The 16,910-nt window shown below is 72.2% G+C and carries 19 protein-coding genes; 10 read left to right on the forward strand and 9 right to left on the reverse strand.

Annotated elements, in window-relative coordinates; all coding sequences use genetic code 11:
• Positions 1-21: 21 nt before the first annotated feature.
• Both dapD and L3Q67_RS05720 read left to right on the forward strand, forming a co-directional pair.
• A complete protein-coding gene (gene dapD, locus L3Q67_RS05715) occupies positions 22-999 on the forward strand; it encodes a 2,3,4,5-tetrahydropyridine-2,6-dicarboxylate N-succinyltransferase (RefSeq protein ID WP_499188540.1) in 978 nt (325 codons plus the stop codon).
• Positions 1,000-1,039: 40 nt separating this feature from the next.
• Positions 1,040-2,008, forward strand: a complete 969-nt coding sequence (locus tag L3Q67_RS05720) for a CHAD domain-containing protein (protein ID WP_499188541.1) — start codon at positions 1,040-1,042, stop codon at positions 2,006-2,008.
• Between the two features lie 6 nt (positions 2,009-2,014).
• On the opposite strand, the gene L3Q67_RS05725 is transcribed toward L3Q67_RS05720, so the two are convergent.
• Positions 2,015-3,361, reverse strand: a complete 1,347-nt coding sequence (locus L3Q67_RS05725; protein WP_499188542.1) for an FAD-dependent monooxygenase — start codon at positions 3,359-3,361, stop codon at positions 2,015-2,017.
• A gap of 70 nt (positions 3,362-3,431) precedes the next feature.
• Between L3Q67_RS05725 and L3Q67_RS05730 the strand changes: the two genes are divergently transcribed.
• Positions 3,432-4,037 carry a TetR/AcrR family transcriptional regulator gene (locus tag L3Q67_RS05730; protein ID WP_499188543.1) on the forward strand — a complete coding sequence of 202 codons (606 nt, stop codon included), beginning with the start codon at positions 3,432-3,434 and terminating at the stop codon, positions 4,035-4,037.
• A 104-nt stretch (positions 4,038-4,141) separates the two neighbouring features.
• On the opposite strand, the gene dapC is transcribed toward L3Q67_RS05730, so the two are convergent.
• The 3 genes from dapC to L3Q67_RS05745 form a co-directional block, all read right to left on the reverse strand.
• Positions 4,142-5,230, reverse strand: coding sequence for a pyridoxal phosphate-dependent aminotransferase (dapC, locus tag L3Q67_RS05735; RefSeq protein ID WP_499188544.1), 1,089 nt, complete (start codon positions 5,228-5,230; stop codon positions 4,142-4,144).
• Entirely contained in the window at positions 5,227-5,547 is a 321-nt protein-coding gene (fdxA, locus tag L3Q67_RS05740) for a ferredoxin family protein (RefSeq protein ID WP_499188545.1), read from the reverse strand. Before fdxA ends, dapC begins: the two co-directional genes overlap by 4 nt.
• A gap of 141 nt (positions 5,548-5,688) precedes the next feature.
• Positions 5,689-5,865, reverse strand: a complete 177-nt coding sequence (locus L3Q67_RS05745) for a hypothetical protein (protein WP_209664274.1) — start codon at positions 5,863-5,865, stop codon at positions 5,689-5,691.
• A 42-nt stretch (positions 5,866-5,907) separates the two neighbouring features.
• Here L3Q67_RS05745 and L3Q67_RS05750 point away from each other — a divergent pair, with 42 nt between their 5' ends.
• The 5 genes from L3Q67_RS05750 to L3Q67_RS05770 are packed head-to-tail and all read left to right on the forward strand — an operon-like array spanning position 5,908 to position 9,874.
• Complete coding sequence (locus tag L3Q67_RS05750) at positions 5,908-6,657, forward strand: GNAT family N-acetyltransferase (RefSeq protein WP_499188546.1); 750 nt, start codon at positions 5,908-5,910, stop codon at positions 6,655-6,657.
• On the forward strand, positions 6,654-7,652 hold the full coding sequence (gene cofD, locus L3Q67_RS05755) for a CofD/YvcK family protein (protein ID WP_499188547.1): 999 nt from the start codon (positions 6,654-6,656) through the stop codon (positions 7,650-7,652). The genes L3Q67_RS05750 and cofD overlap by 4 nt, the downstream gene beginning before the upstream one ends.
• A complete protein-coding gene (locus tag L3Q67_RS05760; protein WP_499188548.1) occupies positions 7,645-8,985 on the forward strand; it encodes a coenzyme F420-0:L-glutamate ligase in 1,341 nt (446 codons plus the stop codon). The genes cofD and L3Q67_RS05760 overlap by 8 nt, the downstream gene beginning before the upstream one ends.
• A complete protein-coding gene (locus L3Q67_RS05765; RefSeq protein ID WP_499188549.1) occupies positions 8,982-9,518 on the forward strand; it encodes an NUDIX hydrolase in 537 nt (178 codons plus the stop codon). Before L3Q67_RS05760 ends, L3Q67_RS05765 begins: the two co-directional genes overlap by 4 nt.
• The gene (locus L3Q67_RS05770) at positions 9,515-9,874 is read left to right on the forward strand and encodes a GntR family transcriptional regulator (RefSeq protein ID WP_499188550.1); all 360 of its coding nucleotides are present in this window, start codon (positions 9,515-9,517) and stop codon (positions 9,872-9,874) included. The genes L3Q67_RS05765 and L3Q67_RS05770 overlap by 4 nt, the downstream gene beginning before the upstream one ends.
• A gap of 8 nt (positions 9,875-9,882) precedes the next feature.
• Here the strand turns inward: L3Q67_RS05770 and L3Q67_RS05775 are convergent, their stop codons facing one another.
• Together L3Q67_RS05775 and manB are read right to left on the reverse strand one after the other, a co-directional pair.
• Entirely contained in the window at positions 9,883-10,791 is a 909-nt protein-coding gene (locus tag L3Q67_RS05775; RefSeq protein ID WP_499188551.1) for a DNA-3-methyladenine glycosylase family protein, read from the reverse strand.
• Positions 10,784-11,863 carry a nucleotidyltransferase family protein gene (gene manB, locus L3Q67_RS05780; protein ID WP_499188552.1) on the reverse strand — a complete coding sequence of 360 codons (1,080 nt, stop codon included), beginning with the start codon at positions 11,861-11,863 and terminating at the stop codon, positions 10,784-10,786. The genes L3Q67_RS05775 and manB overlap by 8 nt, the downstream gene beginning before the upstream one ends.
• A 147-nt stretch (positions 11,864-12,010) precedes the next feature.
• Here manB and L3Q67_RS05785 point away from each other — a divergent pair, with 147 nt between their 5' ends.
• Positions 12,011-12,412, forward strand: a complete 402-nt coding sequence (locus L3Q67_RS05785; RefSeq protein ID WP_499188553.1) for a hypothetical protein — start codon at positions 12,011-12,013, stop codon at positions 12,410-12,412.
• A 342-nt stretch (positions 12,413-12,754) separates the two neighbouring features.
• Here L3Q67_RS05785 and L3Q67_RS05790 read toward each other — a convergent pair whose 3' ends face one another.
• The 3 genes from L3Q67_RS05790 to L3Q67_RS05800 are packed head-to-tail and all read right to left on the reverse strand — an operon-like array spanning position 12,755 to position 15,954.
• Positions 12,755-13,621, reverse strand: a complete 867-nt coding sequence (locus L3Q67_RS05790) for a glycosyltransferase family 2 protein (protein WP_499188554.1) — start codon at positions 13,619-13,621, stop codon at positions 12,755-12,757.
• 33 nt (positions 13,622-13,654) lie between these two features.
• Positions 13,655-14,791, reverse strand: a complete 1,137-nt coding sequence (locus L3Q67_RS05795; protein WP_209664264.1) for a glycosyltransferase family 4 protein — start codon at positions 14,789-14,791, stop codon at positions 13,655-13,657.
• 56 nt (positions 14,792-14,847) lie between these two features.
• Entirely contained in the window at positions 14,848-15,954 is a 1,107-nt protein-coding gene (locus L3Q67_RS05800; protein ID WP_499188555.1) for a glycosyltransferase family 4 protein, read from the reverse strand.
• A gap of 18 nt (positions 15,955-15,972) precedes the next feature.
• Here L3Q67_RS05800 and L3Q67_RS05805 point away from each other — a divergent pair, with 18 nt between their 5' ends.
• Entirely contained in the window at positions 15,973-16,896 is a 924-nt protein-coding gene (locus tag L3Q67_RS05805) for a glycosyltransferase family 2 protein (protein ID WP_499188556.1), read from the forward strand.
• The last annotated feature ends 14 nt before the right edge of the window (positions 16,897-16,910 follow it).

The raw sequence follows: 16,910 nt of genomic DNA on the forward strand, positions 1-16,910 counted from the left end.
TTGCTCGGTTACGGTCACTGCGTGACCGAGATTCCTTCACCCGAGACCACCGGGGCCAGCGGCGTCGGGCTGGCCACCATCAGCACCGACGGTGTGGTGCTGGACACCTGGTACCCCCAGCCGAAGCTGGCGGACGCGGGCACCGGCGGCACCGAACGGCTTTCGCGGGAAGAAGCCATCGAAGCCCTCGGCGAGGCCGCGGCCACGCTGCTCGGTGAGGACACCGACCGCGGCGTCGAGGTGGTCGCCGTGCGCACCCGGATCGGCAGCCTCGCCGACGCCCCGGCCGACGCGCACGACGTGTACCTCCGCCTGCACCTGCTCTCGCACCGGCTGGTCCGGCCGCACGGGCAGAACCTGGACGGCATCTTCGGCCTGCTGGCCAACGTGGTGTGGACCAACCACGGGCCGTGCCCGGTCGAGGGATTCGAGGCCACCCGCCTGCGCCTGCGCTCGCGGGGCGCGGTGACCGTCTACGGCGTGGACAAGTTCCCCCGGATGGTCGACTACGTCACCCCGACCGGCGTCCGGATCGCCGACGCCGACCGCGCGCGGCTCGGCGCGCACCTGGCCACCGGCACCACGGTCATGCACGAGGGCTTCGTGAACTACAACGCCGGCACGCTCGGCGCGTCCATGGTCGAAGGCCGCATCTCGGCGGGCGTGGTGGTCGGCGACGGCAGCGACGTCGGCGGCGGCGCGTCGATCATGGGCACGCTCTCCGGCGGTGGCAAGGAGATCATCTCGATCGGCGAGCGCTGCCTGATCGGCGCGAACGGCGGCATCGGCATCTCGCTCGGCGACGATTCGGTGGTCGAGGCCGGGCTGTACGTCACCGCGGGCACCAAGGTGGTCTTCGAGGGCAAGACGGTCAAGGCGCGGGAGCTGTCCGGCATCTCGGGCGCGTTGTTCCGGCGGAACTCGGGCACCGGCGCGGTCGAAGTGGTGGAACGCCCCGGCGCCGGGATCGAGCTGAACGCGGCCCTGCACGCCAACTGAACCCCGTTCGGCCCAGCGGTGGTCACCTACCATTGATCAGATGACCACCGTGACCACACCCCAGCGCTCGCCGCTCAGGACGCCGTCGGACCTCGGTCTGCCGCCGGAGCCGCCGAAGGTGCGGTCGGACGATCCGCCGGTGGCGCACATCCGCGCCAAGCTGGACCGGCAGCTGCGCGCGGTGCTCGAGCACGAGCCGGGCACCCGCGCGGGCACCGAACCCGAGCACCTGCACCAGATGCGCGTGGCCATCCGGCGGATGCGCAGTGTGCTGAAGGTCTCCGGCGGGCTCGGGCCGACCACCGACGAGGTGCGTGCCGAGCTGGGCTGGCTCGGCAACGCCCTCGGCGAGGTGCGGGATTTCGACGTGCTGATCGAGCACCTGCGTGAGGTGGTCGCCGAATTCGAGACCACCGACCAGCTCGCCGCCCGGCAGCTGGTCGCGCGGTTCGTCGCCCAGCGCGGGCAGGCGAAGCGGCGGCTGACCAAGGTGCTCAACGGTGGCCGGTACCGCACGACCTTGACGATGACCGCCCAGCTCGCACGGCCCGGCGAGGTGGAGCCGGTGGCGGAGTCCAAGGTGGACACCACCGAGGTGGATCTGGTCCGCGCGCTGCGCAAGCCCTACCGGAAGCTGGCCAAGGCGGTCGCCGCCCTGCCGGCGAACCCGCCGGACGACGACCTGCACGCGCTGCGCATCCACGGCAAACGCCTGCGCTACGCCGGTGAACTGGCCAAACCCGCCGCGCCGGACAAGGCCGCGAAGAAGGCGATCAAGGTGCTGGTGAAGGCCGCCGAGCGACTGCAGACCGTGCTCGGCGACCACCAGGACGCCGTGGTCGCCGCCGACCGCGTCCGCGCGCTGGCCGCCAACGCGGACCCGGCGATCGCCTTCATCGCGGGCCGCGTCGTGGAACGGGAACACCTGCGCTGCGCGGTCGCCCGCTCGGTGTGGCCGGACGTGGTCGCCGAGATCGACGCGGCCGCCGAGGTCCTGCTGAAGCGGTAGCCGTGATCAGCCGGTGATCGAGCCGATGTAGCCGTCCGGGCGCACCCGGACGATCGTGCCCGGCTCCACGTCGTAGATCTCCAGCGCGGGCCCGCTGATCGAGTGGGTGTGCTCCTCGTCCGGCGCCGGGCGGCCGAAGGCCAGGGTTGTCCAATGTGGACCCCGGAACAGGTCGAACAGCCGCGTCTTCTCGTCGACCGGCCCGTCCGGCGCGCGATCACCGGCGACCACCCGACCCGGCCGCGCCCGCTCGTCCCGCGCCAGCGGGCCGCCCGCGTAGCTGATCCCGAGCTGGTGGTACTCGACCCCACGCCGATGCGCGTCGGCATCCCCCTCGGTGTACTTCTTCAGCGAAGCCTCGCTCAACTCCAGCACCGCGGCCGCCACCGGCCGGCGTTCGGCTTCGTAGGTGTCCAGGTGCTGTTCGGCGGCCAGCTTCCAGCCGAGGTTCATCGCGTCCCCGACCCCGGTGTTGAGCCCCTGCCCACCGGTCGGCGGGTGCACGTGCGCGGCGTCGCCCGCCAGGAAGACGCGGCCCTGCCGGTAGCGCGCGGTGAGCCTGCTGTTCGGCCGCCACACCGTGGACCAGGTCAGGTCGTGCAGCCGGATGTCCATGCCGCCGGTGAACCGGTCGAGCAGCGCCTGCAACCCCGCCAGCGACGGGTCGCCGTCCAGCGGCGCGGCGAACTGGAACTGCGAGCCGCCCGAGAGCGGGGTGAGCCCGATGCCCTCGCGCGGGTCGGCTGTCTGCCCGAACCAGTGGCCGAAGTCGTGGTCCAGACCCTCGGCCGCGACGTCGCCGAGCAGCATCCGCATCGAGTCGTCCGTGGTGCCCTCGAACGGGATGCCGAGTGACTTCCGCACGAAGCTGCGCCCGCCGTCCGCGCCGACCAGGTAGTCCACGCGCGTCCGCCCGGTGCCGTTCAGCACCACGTCCACCCCGGCGTCGTCCTGGGTGAACCCGGTCAGTTCGGTGCCGAGTTCCACCCGCACCCCGAACCCGGCCAGCCGCTCGCGCAGGATGCCCTCGGTCCGCGACTGCCCGAGCATGCACCCGTTCGGATAGGGCACGTCCGGTGTCGGCTCCCGCAGTTCGCCCATCCAGTGCACGCCGACGAACTCCCCGGCGACGTACACGCGGGTGGCCGGCGGCGCGATCCCGGCGTCGAGCACGGCTTCCGCCACCCCGAGGTCGTCGAAGACCTCCAGCGTGCGCGGTTGCAGCCCGTCGCCGCGGGACCCGTTGAAGAACTCCGCGGCCTTCTCCACCACCCGCACCCCGACTCCGCGCCGGGCCAGATCGATGGCCAGGGTCAGGCCGGTCGGACCGGCGCCCGCGATCAGCACCTCCATGATGAATCTCCATTCACTGAATTTAGATTCATCATGGACGCTGCTAGCGTCTGGCGTCAAGGAGGTGGCGGTGACCAGTGCGACGAGCCGCAAGCAGAAGGCGGCGGAAACCGAGGGCGCGCTCAAGGCGGCCGCGCGGCGCGTGTTCGCCAGGCAGGGCTACCTGAACACCAAGATCACCGACATCACGGCCGAGGCCGGGCGCGCCGCGGGGTCGTTCTACAACCACTTCGCCGGCAAGGAAGAGCTGCTCGAAGCGTTGCTGGTGGACATGCTCGCCGCGGCCGACGAAGGCGTGGCCGAGCCGGAGCACGACCCGGACTTCTCGAAGCGCTCAGCGCTGCGCTGGCACGTGGCGAGCTTCTGGCGGTTCTACCGGGCGCACCTGCCGGAAATGGTGGCGCTACGGCAAGCGGCCATGGTCAACGAGGACTTCGGCAGGCGGCTGCGGCAGATGATCAGCGCGGACCAGGCCCACTGGGCCGACCACCTGGCGCACCTCGCGCACCTGCCGGGCCCGCCGGAACTGGTCACCTCGGCGATCACCGCGCTGCTGGACCAGTTCGCCCACACCTGGCTGGTGGCCGGGGGCGACGGCCGCGACCTGCCCGACGACGAGGCCGTCGACCTGCTCACCGACTTCATCCACCACGGCATCACCGGCCACGCCCCCTGACCCCCGCCTGCCCCCGCCTGCCCCCGCCGCCGAATGCTATGAGTGGGGCATTACTTGCGTTGAATGCAAGTAATGCCCCACTCATAGCATTTGGACGGGGGTGGTTAGGCCAGGCGGGTGACGGCGGCTTCGATGCGTTCGTCGGTGGCGGTGAGGGCGATCCGCACGTGATTTTTGCCCGCGGGACCGTAGAAGGTGCCGGGGGCGGCCAGGATGCCGCGTTCGGCCAGCCAGTCGATGGTCTGCCAGGCGTCCTCATCCCGGCTCGACCACAGGTACAGCCCGGCTTCGGAGTGGTCGATCCGGAAACCGCTGTCCTTCAACGCCTTCCGCAGCGGCTCGCGCCGCCGGGCATACCGCTCGCGCTGGGCGCCGAGTGCCTCGTCGTCGGTCAGCGCGGCGACCATCGCCTCCTGCACCGGCCGGGGCACGATCATCCCCGCGTGCTTGCGGACGGCCAGCAACTGGGCGACCAGCTTCGGGTCACCGGTGACGAACCCGGCGCGGTAGCTGGCCAGGTTCGCCGACTTCGACAGCGAGTGCACCGCGAGCAGCCCGTCCAGCCGTCCACCGTGGACGGACGGGTGCAGGATCGACAGCGGCTCGGTCTCCCAGCCCAGCGCCAGGTAGCACTCGTCGGAGACGACGATCGTGCCACGCTCGCGGGCCCACTCGACCACCTTGCGCAGGTGCTCGACGCCCAGCACGCGGCCGGTCGGGTTGGCAGGCGAATTGAGCCACAGCAACGACGGCCGTTGTGGGCCGAGCTGGGTCAGGCCGTCGGCGCGGATCAGCGTCGCGCCCGCGAGCAGCGTGCCGACCTCGTAGGTCGGGTACGCCAGTTCGGGGATGACCACCAGGTCCCCGTGACCGACGCCGAGCAGTCGCGGCAGCCAGGCGACCAGTTCCTTCGAGCCGATCGTCGGCAGCACCGCGTCCGGGTCGAGGCCCTGGATGCCGTGACGGCGGCGCAGCGCGTCGACGACCGCCGAGCGCAACGCCGGGGTCCCGTGCGTGGTCGGGTAGCCGGGCACGTCCGAGACCGACGCCAGCGCGTCGCGGATGCCGGCCGGGACCGGGTCCACCGGCGTGCCGACGGACAGGTCGACGACGCCGTCCGCGTGGGCCTGCGCCTTGGCCTTGGCCGTGGCGAGCGAGTCCCAGGGAAAATCGGGTAGGGCGACGGGGCTCATTCGCCCTGCGGGGGGAGTTTCTTGATGAACTCGGGGTCGTGGCTGGTCTTGCCGACCTTCGACGCCCCGCCCGGCGAGCCCAGCTCGTCGAAGAAGTCCACGTTCGCCTTGGTGTAGGCGGCCCACTCGTCGGGCACGTCGTCCTCGTAGTAGATGGCTTCGACCGGGCAGACCGGTTCGCACGCACCGCAGTCCACGCACTCGTCGGGGTGGATGTAGAGCATCCGATCACCCTCGTAGATGCAATCGACGGGGCACTCGTCGATGCACGCCTTGTCGAGCACGTCGACGCAGGGCTCGGCGATCACGTAGGTCACAGTGCTCTCCTGCTTGTGTTTGTCCGGTCTGGCCGCACGGCCGACATTACGCGGTCGCGGGGGGTCCGTGGTGGTGAGGCGACCCTTATTCCGCCCCCTGAACACCCCGATTCGCGGGTCACCATACCCGCAGTACGGGGACTATCGGGAGCGCCGTTTCCGGTCCTGGTCACGACGGTCGCCGGTGATGACGAACGCGGGCTTCGGGGTGTCGTCCCCCGATTCCTCCTGTTTGGCGCGCACCGCCTTGCTGAAACTGTCCGCGATCTCGTCGACCAGGTCCTCGTTGTGCCGGTCGTCCTTGCGGGAGACGCTCATCGATCCTCCTGGCGGTCGGCGCCCACGTGCACAATCTAGCCCGTGGAACCTGCGGAAACACTCGAACTCCAGTGTGCACTCGCCTGGCCGCCGGTGACCGGGGAACGGCTCGGGCGGTGGTGGTTGCGGGCCGCGGCCGGGTTCACCGGGCGGGCGAACACCGCGCTCGCCATCGGGGATCCGGGACGGCCCATCGCGGACGCGCTGGACCGCGTCTGTGACTTCGCCCACTCGCACGGGCTCGAGCCGGCGGTGCAGGTGATCCAGGACGGCGCGATCGAACACGCACTGGGTGATCTCGGCTGGGTGCCGAACGTCGCCCACGCGGCCGGGCACGAGGTGTCGGTGCTGGTCGGACCACTGGGCACGCCGGACGGCACCGCCCGCGTGCTCGACGCGCCGACGCCGGAGTGGTGGGAACTGTGCGCGGGCACCACCGAGCCGAGCGAAGCGCAGCGGCACGTCCTGACCACCGCGCCCGCGGTCGGCTACGGCGTGGCGGAGACCGGCACCGAGACGGTCGGCGCGGTGCGGGGCGCGGTCGTCGACGACGTGCTGCACGTCTCGCGGTTGGCGGTCCGGCCCGCGTACCGGCGCAAGGGCGTCGCGGTGGACCTGATGGGCGCCGTGAGCGCCTGGGGCGCGGCACTCGGAGCAACGCGGTGCGCACTGCAGGTGTCGGTGACGAACGCCCCGGCGCTCGCGCTGTACGACCGGCTGGGATTCACCGAGCACCATCGGTACCGCTACTGGGTCCCCGCCACCGGGTCGTGCGAGGATCGCTCCTCGTGAAGGTTGTCGTTGTAGCCGGCGGGGTGGGCGGCGCCCGGTTCCTGCTCGGCGTGAAGGCCGCGCTCGGCCTGCCCCCGATCGGTCCCGCCCCCGAAGGCTCCCCGCACGAGGTCACCGCGCTGGTGAACACCGGCGACGACGTGTGGATGCACGGCCTGCGCATCTGCCCGGACCTGGACACCTGCATGTACACCCTCGGCGGCGGCATCGACACCGCGCGCGGCTGGGGGCATGCCGGGGAGACCTGGACGGTCAAGGAGGAACTGGCCGCCTACGGAGCCGAGCCGGACTGGTTCGGACTCGGCGACAAGGACATCGCCACGCACCTCATCCGCTCGCGGATGCTGCGGGCGGGCTACCCGCTCTCGGCGATCACCGAAGCGCTGTGCGACCGGTGGAAGCCGGGCGTGCGGTTGCTGCCGATGACCGACGACCGGGTCGAGACGCACGTGGTGGTCGACGACCCGGAGAACGAGGGCGCGCGCAAGGCCCTGCACTTCCAGGAGTGGTGGGTGCGCTACCACGCCGAACTGACCGCGCATTCGATCGTGGCGGTCGGCGCCGAGGAATCCTCCCCGGCGGCCGGTGTGCTGGACGCGATCGCCGAGGCCGACGCGGTGCTGCTGGCGCCGTCGAACCCGGTGGTCTCGGTGGGCACCGTGCTGTCCGTGCCCGGCATCCGCGACGGGCTGCGCAAGACCAGCGCCGGCGTGGTCGGCATCTCCCCGATCATCGACGGGAAACCGTTGCGCGGCATGGCCGACGCCTGCCTGACCGCGATCGGCGTGGAGACCTCCGCGCAGGCCGTCGGCAGGCACTACGGCTCCCGGCAGACCTCGGAAGGCCTGCTCGACGGCTGGCTGATCCAGCGCGGGGAGACCGCCGACGTGCCAGGGGTGGCCGTCCGGCCGGTGCCGCTGCTGATGTCCGATGTGGACGCCACGGCGAAGATGGCGCTGGCGGCGCTGAACCTGGCCGGGGTGGACGTTGACTGACCACGCCGCGCCGAAGCTGGAGGTCCTGCCGGTCACCGGGCTGCCCGAGTTCCGGCCGGGCGACGACCTGACCGGCGCCATCGCCGACGCGGCACGCTGGCTGCGTTCCGGCGACGTGGTGGTGGTGACCAGCAAGGTGGTCTCCAAGATCGAGGGCAGGCTGATCTCGGTCCCCCGCGATCCCGAGGCCCGCGATGCCGCCCGCCGCAAGCTGATCGAGGACGAGTCGGTGCGCGTGGTGGCCAGGATCGGCCGCACGGTGATCACCGAGAACCGCAACGGACTGGTGCAGGCCGCCGCCGGGGTGGACGCGTCCAATGTGGACTCAGGCGAGGTGGCGCTGCTGCCGGCCGACCCGGACGCCTCGGCCTTCGCCCTGCGCGCGGGCCTGCGTGAACGGCTCGGCGTGGAGGTCGCGGTGATCATCACCGACACCATGGGCCGGGCCTGGCGGGTCGGCCAGACCGACGCCGCGATCGGCTCCTCCGGGCTGCGCGTGCTGCATTCCTACGCCGGTGCGGTGGACGAGCACGGCAACGAACTGGCGGTCACCGAGGTCGCCGTGGCCGACGAACTGGCCGCCGCGGCGGATCTGGTCAAGGGCAAGCTGGGCGGCACCCCGGTGGCGGTGGTGCGCGGGCTGTCCATCGAGGACGACGGGTCCAGCGCGCACGACCTGGTCCGACCGGTCGACTACGACCTCTTCCGCTTGGGCACCAGCGAAGCGCTCGAACAGGGTCGCAAGGAAGCCGTGCTGGTGCGGCGATCCGTCCGTGCGTTCACCGAGGAACCGGTGGAGCCGGAGGTGATCCGCCGCGCGGTCGGCGCCGCGCTCACCGCGCCCGCCCCGCACCACACGCGGCCGGTGCGCTTCATCTGGGTGCGCGACCAGGCGAAGCGGAAGGCGCTGCTGGAGGCCATGCGCGACTACTGGCGCGCCGACCTCGAACGCGACGGGTTCACGCCGGAGCAGGTGGAAAAGCGCCTGGCACGCGGGAACCTGCTGTTCACCGCACCCGAGCTGGTCCTGCCGTTCCTGGTGCCCGAAGGCGCGCACACCTATCCCGACGACCGCCGGAACGCCTGCGAGCGCACCATGTTCACCGTCGCCGGCGGGGCGGCGGTGCAGGGACTGCTGGTGTCGCTGGCCGCCGAAGGGCTGGGCTCGCTGTGGGTCGGCTCGACGATCTTCTCCGCCGGCGTGGTGCGCGAGCGCCTCGGTCTCGACGGGAACTGGCACCCGCTGGGCGCGGTCGCCATCGGCCACCCGCTCGACGGCCCCGGCGGCCCGCGCCCACCCCGTGAACTCGCCGAAGGGCTGGTCGAACTGTGACCCTGCACGCCGAAACGCTGTCCACTTTGGATGAATGGAAGGCCCCGACCGCGACGCAGGAAGCGCTGCGGCAGGCGTTCCTCGGCTTCGTCGCGGCCAGGGAGGACGCCTGCGAACGCTCCTGCGAAGCCGGGCACATCACCGCGTCGGCCGTGGTGCTGGACCACGCCGGGGAGCGGGTGCTGCTGACCCTGCACCCGCGCGTCGGCCGGTGGCTGCAACTAGGCGGGCACTGCGAGCCTAGCGACACCGCACTGGCCGACGCCGCCCTGCGCGAGGCGACCGAGGAGTCGGGCATCACCGGGCTGACCCTCGACACCGAGCCGGTGCACCTCGACGTGCACCCGGTCACCTGCTCGCTCGGCCTGCCCACACGGCACTTCGACGTGCGGTTCGTGGCCCACGCCCCCGCGGGTGCGGAACCGGTGCGCAGCGCCGAATCGGACGACCTGCGCTGGTGGCCGATCGCCGCGCTGCCCGCCGGTTCGGAGGACCTGACCGAACTGATCGCCGCGGCCGTCGAACAGGCATGAACCTCGACTTCGATCCGAGTTCGCCGGTGCCGCCGTACGAGCAGGTCCGCTCCTCGCTCGCCCGGCGGATCAACGACCGCACGCTGCCGGTCGGCACCAAGTTGCCGACCGTCCGGCAGCTCGCGGCGGACCTCGGCATCGCGCCGAACACCATCGCGCGGGCGTACCGCGAACTGGAGGAAGCGGGCCTGATCGAGACCCGCGGGCGCGCGGGCAGCTTCGTCGGTGCTTCGGGTGACCAGAACCGGCGGCGCGCCCAGGAAGCCGCGGCGGAGTACGCGGCCGTGGCGCGAAAGCTGGGTCTCGACCCGGGCGAGGCACTCGCGATCGTCACCGCCGCGCTCGAACCACGTTAGGACATCGGCTAGAGGGCGCGGTAGTCCCGGATGGGCATGCGCGGGCCGAACCGCGGTCGCGTGACGCCGGCGGCTGCCAGGTAGCGCACGGCCCGTTGCCGGTGTGGTGCGTAGGGCGCCAGCACCTCCGCCATGCCCTGGTCGTCCAGTGCCCGCCCGACCAGCGCGTAGCCGACGATCGACGGGATGTGGAAGTCGCCGAAGCTGACCGCGTCCGGGTCGCCCCAGGCGCGCTGGGCGATCTCGGCGGAAGTCCACACGCCGATGCCGTGCACCTTCCGCAGCAGTTCCCGGCCCTCGGCACCCCGCAGCGAGGCCGCGCGCTCCAGGCGGTGCGCCACCCCGGCCGCGGCGACCAAAGCCGTGCGGCGCTTGAGGTCCACGCCGGCCTGGTGCCACTTCCAGTCCGGAATGGACCGGATGGCCGCCGGGGTCGGCGGCACCCGCAGCAACGCCGGGCCCGGGCCGGGCGCCGGTTCGCCGAACCACCGGCACAGTTCGCGCCACGACCGGTGGGCCTCGATCCCGGTCACCTTCTGCTCCAGCACCGCGGGCACCAGCGCGTCCCACACCCGCCCGGTCGAGGGCAACCGCAGACCGGGCCGCCGGTGCCGGGCATCGGCGATCAGCGGGTGGTGCGCGACGAAACCGGTGTCGTCGTCGTGGGCGCCCAGCAGCGCGGGCACCCCGTCGAGCAGCACCGCCGAGCCCGCGCCCCACGCCACCGCTTCGACCTCACCGTCGGCGAGTCGCCGCAGGCCGAGCGTGCCGGGGCCGTCCGGGGTGTTCGCGGTCAGCCACACCCGGCCCGGCGCGTCCCAGTGCACCGTCGGGTCGCCGGGCCCGCGCCGGAGCGGCGCGAGCACGCGCCGGAAATCCAGCTCGAACGGCGGGCGCCAACGACGCGTGTCAGGCATCGCTCGAGAATCGCACAGCCCCGTCCGCGATGGTCATTTCGGGCCAGACCCGCGCGCCGTCGAGCAGCTCACAACCCGAGCCGACCACCGCGCCGTCACCGAGCACCACACCGCGCAGCACGGTACCGGCGCCGACCCGCGCGCCCTTGCCCAGCACCGAACGCTCGACCACCGCGCCCTCACCGACGACCGCGCCGTCGAAGAGGACCGAACCGGAGATCCGGGCACCCGCCCCGACTTCGGCACCGGCACCCAGCGTCGAACCGTCGGTCACGCTCGCGTCATCCGCGACCTTCGCGCCCTCGAGCAGCAGTGCCTCACCGACCGGCCCCGGCAGAGCCGAGGTGGGCGCGACCCCACGCACCAGGTCGGCGGAGCCACGCACGAACGCCTCCGGCGTGCCGACGTCGAGCCAGTACGAAGCGTCGACGAAACCGTGCACGTGCGCACCGGCTTCGAGCAGTCCGGGAAAGGTCTCCCTCTCCACCGAAACCCGGCGTCCGGCCGGAATGGACTCGATGGCCGAGCGCTTGAACACGTAACAACCGGCGTTGATCTGATCCGTCGGCGGATTGGGCGTTTTCTCCAGGAACGCGGTGACCCGCCCGGTCGGATCGGTGGGCACCGAACCGAATCGGCTCGGGTCGTCGACCCGTTGCAGGTGCAGGGTGACGTCGGCACCGGTCGACCGGTGCGTTTCCACGAGCGCCCCGAGATCGGCGCCGGAAAGGATGTCACCGTTGAAGATGACCGCGTTCTCCGCGTGCACGCGGTCGAAGACGTTGCGGATCGCGCCACCGGTGTCCAGCGGCGTTTCCTCCACCACGTACTCGAGTTCCAGCCCCACAGCGGATCCGTCGCCGAAGTGCTCTTCGAACACTTCGGCCCGGTAGGAGGTACCGAGCACGACGTGGGTGATCCCGGCCGCGCGGATGCGGGAGAACAGGTGGGAAAGGTAGGGCACCCCCGCGGTGGGCAGCATCGGCTTCGGTGCGGACAGGGTCAACGGCCGCAGCCGCGTCCCCTTGCCACCGACGAGAACGACGGCATCGACCCCCGGTGCGGCGCTCATGCGCGCATCCCTTCCTCCCATTGTCGCGGAACAGCTGGTGACAAACCGCCGGAAACGCTGACGCGGGCGGCCCGGAGGGCCTACCCTAGACAGCACACAGGCGGCCCCGGTCGGAGAGGGCCTCGGGTTAGTCGGGAGGCCGAGGGGATGGACCCCCGCGATCGCGCGGACGCCTTGCTTTCTCGGGCACGGGCCCGCGGGGCTTTCGTGGTCACGCCGGACGACGCCACTTCGCCGATGGACGCGGCGAACACCCAGCAGATCCCGAGATCCGTGGTCGCCGACATCGACGCGCAGGACCCGGACAGCACCACCCAGGTCTCCGCCGCGATGATCGAGGCCAACGACTACCACCTGGCCAGCCCCGAACCCACCTCGCGGCTGGAGCCCCCACGCGGGCACCGCCCGACCCGGCCGATGCCGCTGCCCTCGTTGTTCGAGGAGCAGCCCGTCGACCCGGTCATCGAGGAAACGGACGTGGGCGGCTTGATCCCGACCACCACCCAGACGAAGCGCTCGAACCTCTCACGCCGCCTAGACGGCATCTGAGCCGCCAGCTGAACGCTATGAGTGGGGCATTACTTGCGTTGAATGCAAGTAATGCCCCACTCATAGCATTCGCAGGCAAGGACCCCCACCAGAGCAACCACCGCCCGGCACCCCACCAGAGCAACCGCCGGCCAGGCACCCACCCGAGCAACCGCCAGCCGGGCACCCCACCAGAGCAACCGCCGGCCGGGCACCTCACCGGGAGCACCGCCCAGACCCCCCACCCCGGTCCACAGCCAAAAACACGGCTGGGACCTCGATGTCAAGGCATCTTTCCCGCCTTGACATCGAGGTCCCAGCCGTAGTCACACTGAAAAACCGGGGCGGGCCCCCAGCAAGCAGCTACCGATCCCGCCACGTAGCCAGCTTCAACCGAGCCGCCAACCCCAGCTTCACCGCCGCAAGTACCGGCTTCCACTGCGGACCGCGGTGCCGGTCGGCCAGGTAGCGGTAGGCGCTGACGTGGTGCGCCGCGAGCATCTTCGCCGAAGCGCGTTTCGTGGCCTGTCCGCCGATGTGCATCACGGTGGCCGAGGGCGCGTACACGTTCAGCCAGCCCGCGCGGCCCAGCCGGTCACCGAGGTCGACGTCCTCGAAGTACATGAAGTACCGCGGGTCGAAGCCCTCGACCGAATCCCACGCCTCGCGCCGGATCAGCTGGCACGAACCGGAAAGCCAGCCCGAGGTGCGCTCGGCGGGCTTCGCGGTCTCCTGCCGGTACTGCTTGGTCCACGGGTTGCCGCGCCAGACCTTGCCGAGCGCCGCGTGCCCGATGCCGCGGCCGAGCGAGGGCAGCAGCCGCGCCGACGGGTAGACCGTGCCGTCCGGCTCCTGGATCAGCGGGCCGAACGCCCCGCCGCGCGGCCAGCGCGCGGCCACGTCGAGCAGCTCGTCGATCGAGCCGGGGTGCCATTCCAGGTCGGGGTTGGCGATCACGATCCAGCCGTACCGCTCGTCCAGCTCGGCCACCCCGCGGTTGGCCGCGCGGCCGTAGCCCAGGTTCTCGCCGATGCGCAGCAGGTGCACGTTCTCGCGCTCGGCGGCCTTGTCCAGCGACTCGTCCGAAGCGTCGGTGTCGTTGTCGGCCAGCACCACCTTGACTTCGCGCGTGGTGGCCTTTTCGAGGGTCTCGAGGAAGGGTTCCAGGGTCTCGCCGGGGAAGTAGGTCACGACCACGACGGCGACCTCATCGCCATACTGGGGGTGCACGACAGGACATTGTGCCTTGAACACGGAGCGTTACTAGCGCCCCCCACGCGAGCGCCAGGCCAGCCACGCCCGCCCGTACGCCTCGCGGTGCCGCTCGGCGGTGGCCGCCCACGAGAACTCCTTCGCCCGGCGCTGCGCCGCGGAGGCGAGGGTGGACCGGCGGGCCGGGTCGTCGAGCAGTTCCCCGATCGCCGCCGCCACGTCACCGGCGCCGACCCCGCAGTAGGCCACCGCGTCCCCGCCGACCTCGGGCAGCGACAGCCGCCGGGTGGTCAGCACGCACGCGCCGCAGGCCATCGCCTCGAGCACCGGCAGGCCGAAGCCTTCGCCGAGGCTCGGGTACGCGACCATCTCCGCGCCGCCGAGGAACCCGGCCAGCGTGCCGAAGGGCAGGTAGCCCGCCCGGATCACCCGCAGCCGGTGCGGCACGCCTTCGAGCGCCTTCTCCACCTGCGTGTCCCAGCCGGGCTGCCCGGCCAGCACCAGCGCCGGCGGGTCGGCACGCCCGGCCATGGCCTTCGCGTAGCCGCGGATCAGCGCGGGCACGTTCTTGCGCGGCTCCAGCGCGCCGAGGAAGGCGATGTACGGGGTGCTGCCGAGCCCGATCGCCTCCCGCGCGGCCCGCACCTCCGCGGGTGACGGCGGGTGGAACCGTTCGACGTCGACCCCGTGCTGGATGACCTCCAGTTCCGAGGCCCGCACGCGGGTGACCTTCGCCAGTTCGGACGCCGTCGCCTCGCTCGGCACCACGCACAGCGACGCCCGTCGCAGCGCGGCCACCGTCCACGCCCGGAAGAAGCGGGCCTTCACGGACGAGTGAAGCACCGCGTCGGTGAAGAAGGTGGCGTCGTGCAGGGTCACCACCGAGGCCTTGTTCAGCGCCAGCGGCATCGTGTAGTGCGGCGAGTGCACCACGTCCGCGCCCAGCCGCCGGGCCAGCGACGGGAGAGTGGTCTGTTCCCAGGTCAGCCGGGCCGTGCGGGTCGAGGTGGACTCGGTGGCCGGGAGCACCCGGGTGCCCGGGGCGAGCTGGGAGTACAGCCGGAAGTCGCGGGGCTGGCAGACCACGGTGATCGGGGCGCCGTCGTCGTCGAGGGCGGCGACCAGCGAGTCGACGTACCGGCCGACCCCGCCGCGGTCCGCGGGCACGGCGGTGGCGTCGATCAGCACACGGGGTTCACCAGGTACCACGAGGTGCAGCGTACGGCCGTTCAACGGACGCGGGGTCAGGAACCACCAAACTCGGGCCCGGGGTCGGTCGTTCCCGCCGAATGCACTGACCAGAGCGCTTCCGCGGCGGCACGCCAGCTGAATTCACCTGAACGGGTGTAGCCACGCTTCCGCATGGTCGCGGAGAGCGACGGGGAGCCGAGCACTTCCCGCAGGGCGTCGGCCAGCGCGCCGACCTCCCCGCACGGCACCACCCTGGCCGCACCACCGGACACCTCGACCAGCGACGGCACGTCGGAGTGCACCACCGGCACGCCCGCCGCCATCGCCTCCAGCACCGGCAGCCCGAACCCCTCGGCGAGGCTCGGCATGGCCAGCACCGACGCGCCACGCAACGCGGTCGCCAGCTCGGCGTCGGACAGCCTGCCGAGCACGCGCAGGCGGCCGGCTGGCAGGCCGTGGCGCCGCGCCAGGTCGGCGGGGTCGAGCCCACCCCAGCCCGGCTGACCGGCCAGCAGCAGCGGCGGGCCGTCGAACCGGGCCATCGCCTCGATCAAAAGCGCGATGCCCTTGCGGGGTTCGAGCGTGCCGATCGCGAGCACGTACTCCGCGGGCAGGTCCAGGTCGACCGGCTCCCGCGGCAGCTCGGTCACCCCGTGGCCGATGACGTGCAGCGGCGCCTTGCCCGCCACCCGCGCGGCCAGGTCGTCGGCGACCGCCTGGGTGGGCACGATCAGCGCGTCCGCCGTGCGCGCGGCCCGCGAGATCACCTTCTGGTGCCACGAAACTCCACGCGGAGTGAGGGTGTCGGGGTGCGTCCAGGGCACGGTGTCGTGCACGGTCACGCTCAGCCGGCGCCCGCGCGGCGCCCGCGGCGGGGCCAGCGGGGTGGTCGCGTGCACCACGTCACCACCCGGCCACCAGGGCAGGCCCAGCTGCCACGCCGCGACCAGGGCCTTCGGCGGCAACGCGAGCCTGCGCGGACCGTCGACCCCGGCCACTTCGGCGGCGTCGACGTCGGCGTGCCGGGCGACCACGCTCGACAGGGTCCAGCCGGACGGCACGGTCTCGGCCAGCGCACGCAGCAACTCGGCCGTGTAGCGCCCGGTCCCCCCGGGGACGGGCGCGAGCAGTTGCTCCGCGATGACGACCAGCTCGGGCACCCGCCTATTGTGCTCAGCGTGTCATCCCCGCTGCGCAGCACGGTCGTGGTCATCACCTGGCGCGGTGCCGGGCACCTCGAGGCCTGCCTGGACGCGCTCGCCGCCCAGGATCGTCCACATCGGACGCTGGTGGTGGACAACGCCTCGGACGACCGGACCGCCGAACTGCTGGCCGCGCACCCCTCGGCCCCCGAGGTGCTGCGGCTGCCGCGCAACACCGGCTACGCGGGCGGTCTCGCCGCGGCGCTACCCCAGGTCAGCACGCCTTTCATGGCCTGGCTGAACGACGACGCCGCCCCCTCGGACGGCTGGCTCGCCGCGCTGGAGGACGCGCTCGACCACGCCCCCGACGCGGCGGCCGTGACCTCGACACTGGTGCGGCCCGACGGCACCACGCAGTCCACCGGCGTCCGGCTCACCGCCGACGGGCACGGCGCCGACCGCACCGACCCCGCACCCGAGGTCTTCAGCTTCTGCGGGGGCGCGGTGCTGCTGCGGACCGCGGCACTGCGTGCTTGCGGCGGCGTGCCCGCGAGCTTCTTCTGCTACTACGAGGACACCGACACCGCCTGGCGCCTGCGGCTGACCGGCTGGCGCGTGCTCGGCTCGACCGCGCGGGTGCGCCACCTGCACGGCGCCAGCACCCGCCCCGGTTCCCCGGCCTTCCACCGCTGGAACGAGCGCAACCGCCTGCTCATGCTGTTGCGCTGCGCCCCGGCCGCGGTCGCGCTGCGTGAGCTGGCGCGGTTCGCCGTCATCACCGCGTTGCTCCCGGTCAAGCGCGATGTTCCGGACGCGGCCAATTTCCGGCCCGGCCTCCGGCTGCGCGTGCTCGGCGAGGTGGCGCGCCGGTTGCCTGCCACGATGGCGGCCCGGCGGCGGATCGGCGGACTGGCCACGATCGGCCGAGGCGCGGTCTGGCGCAGGTGGTCGGGCGGTTAGGCTTGACGAAATCC

The organism is Saccharothrix sp. AJ9571, assembly GCF_021725495.1.
GTDB lineage: Bacteria > Actinomycetota > Actinomycetes > Mycobacteriales > Pseudonocardiaceae > Amycolatopsis > Amycolatopsis magusensis.

Bases quoted from the DNA above. Each gene is read 5' to 3' on its own strand.
- L3Q67_RS05720 (WP_499188541.1), top strand. From the start codon at position 1,040: ATGACCACCGTGACCACACCCCAGCGCTCGCCGCTCAGGACGCCGTCG.
- L3Q67_RS05725 (WP_499188542.1), bottom strand. From the start codon at position 3,361: ATGGAGGTGCTGATCGCGGGCGCCGGTCCGACCGGCCTGACCCTGGCC.
- dapC (WP_499188544.1), bottom strand. From the start codon at position 5,230: ATGAGCCCCGTCGCCCTACCCGATTTTCCCTGGGACTCGCTCGCCACG.
- L3Q67_RS05745 (WP_209664274.1), bottom strand. From the start codon at position 5,865: ATGAGCGTCTCCCGCAAGGACGACCGGCACAACGAGGACCTGGTCGAC.
- L3Q67_RS05770 (WP_499188550.1), top strand. From the start codon at position 9,515: ATGAACCTCGACTTCGATCCGAGTTCGCCGGTGCCGCCGTACGAGCAG.
- L3Q67_RS05775 (WP_499188551.1), bottom strand. From the start codon at position 10,791: ATGCCTGACACGCGTCGTTGGCGCCCGCCGTTCGAGCTGGATTTCCGG.
- manB (WP_499188552.1), bottom strand. From the start codon at position 11,863: ATGAGCGCCGCACCGGGGGTCGATGCCGTCGTTCTCGTCGGTGGCAAG.
- L3Q67_RS05785 (WP_499188553.1), top strand. From the start codon at position 12,011: ATGGACCCCCGCGATCGCGCGGACGCCTTGCTTTCTCGGGCACGGGCC.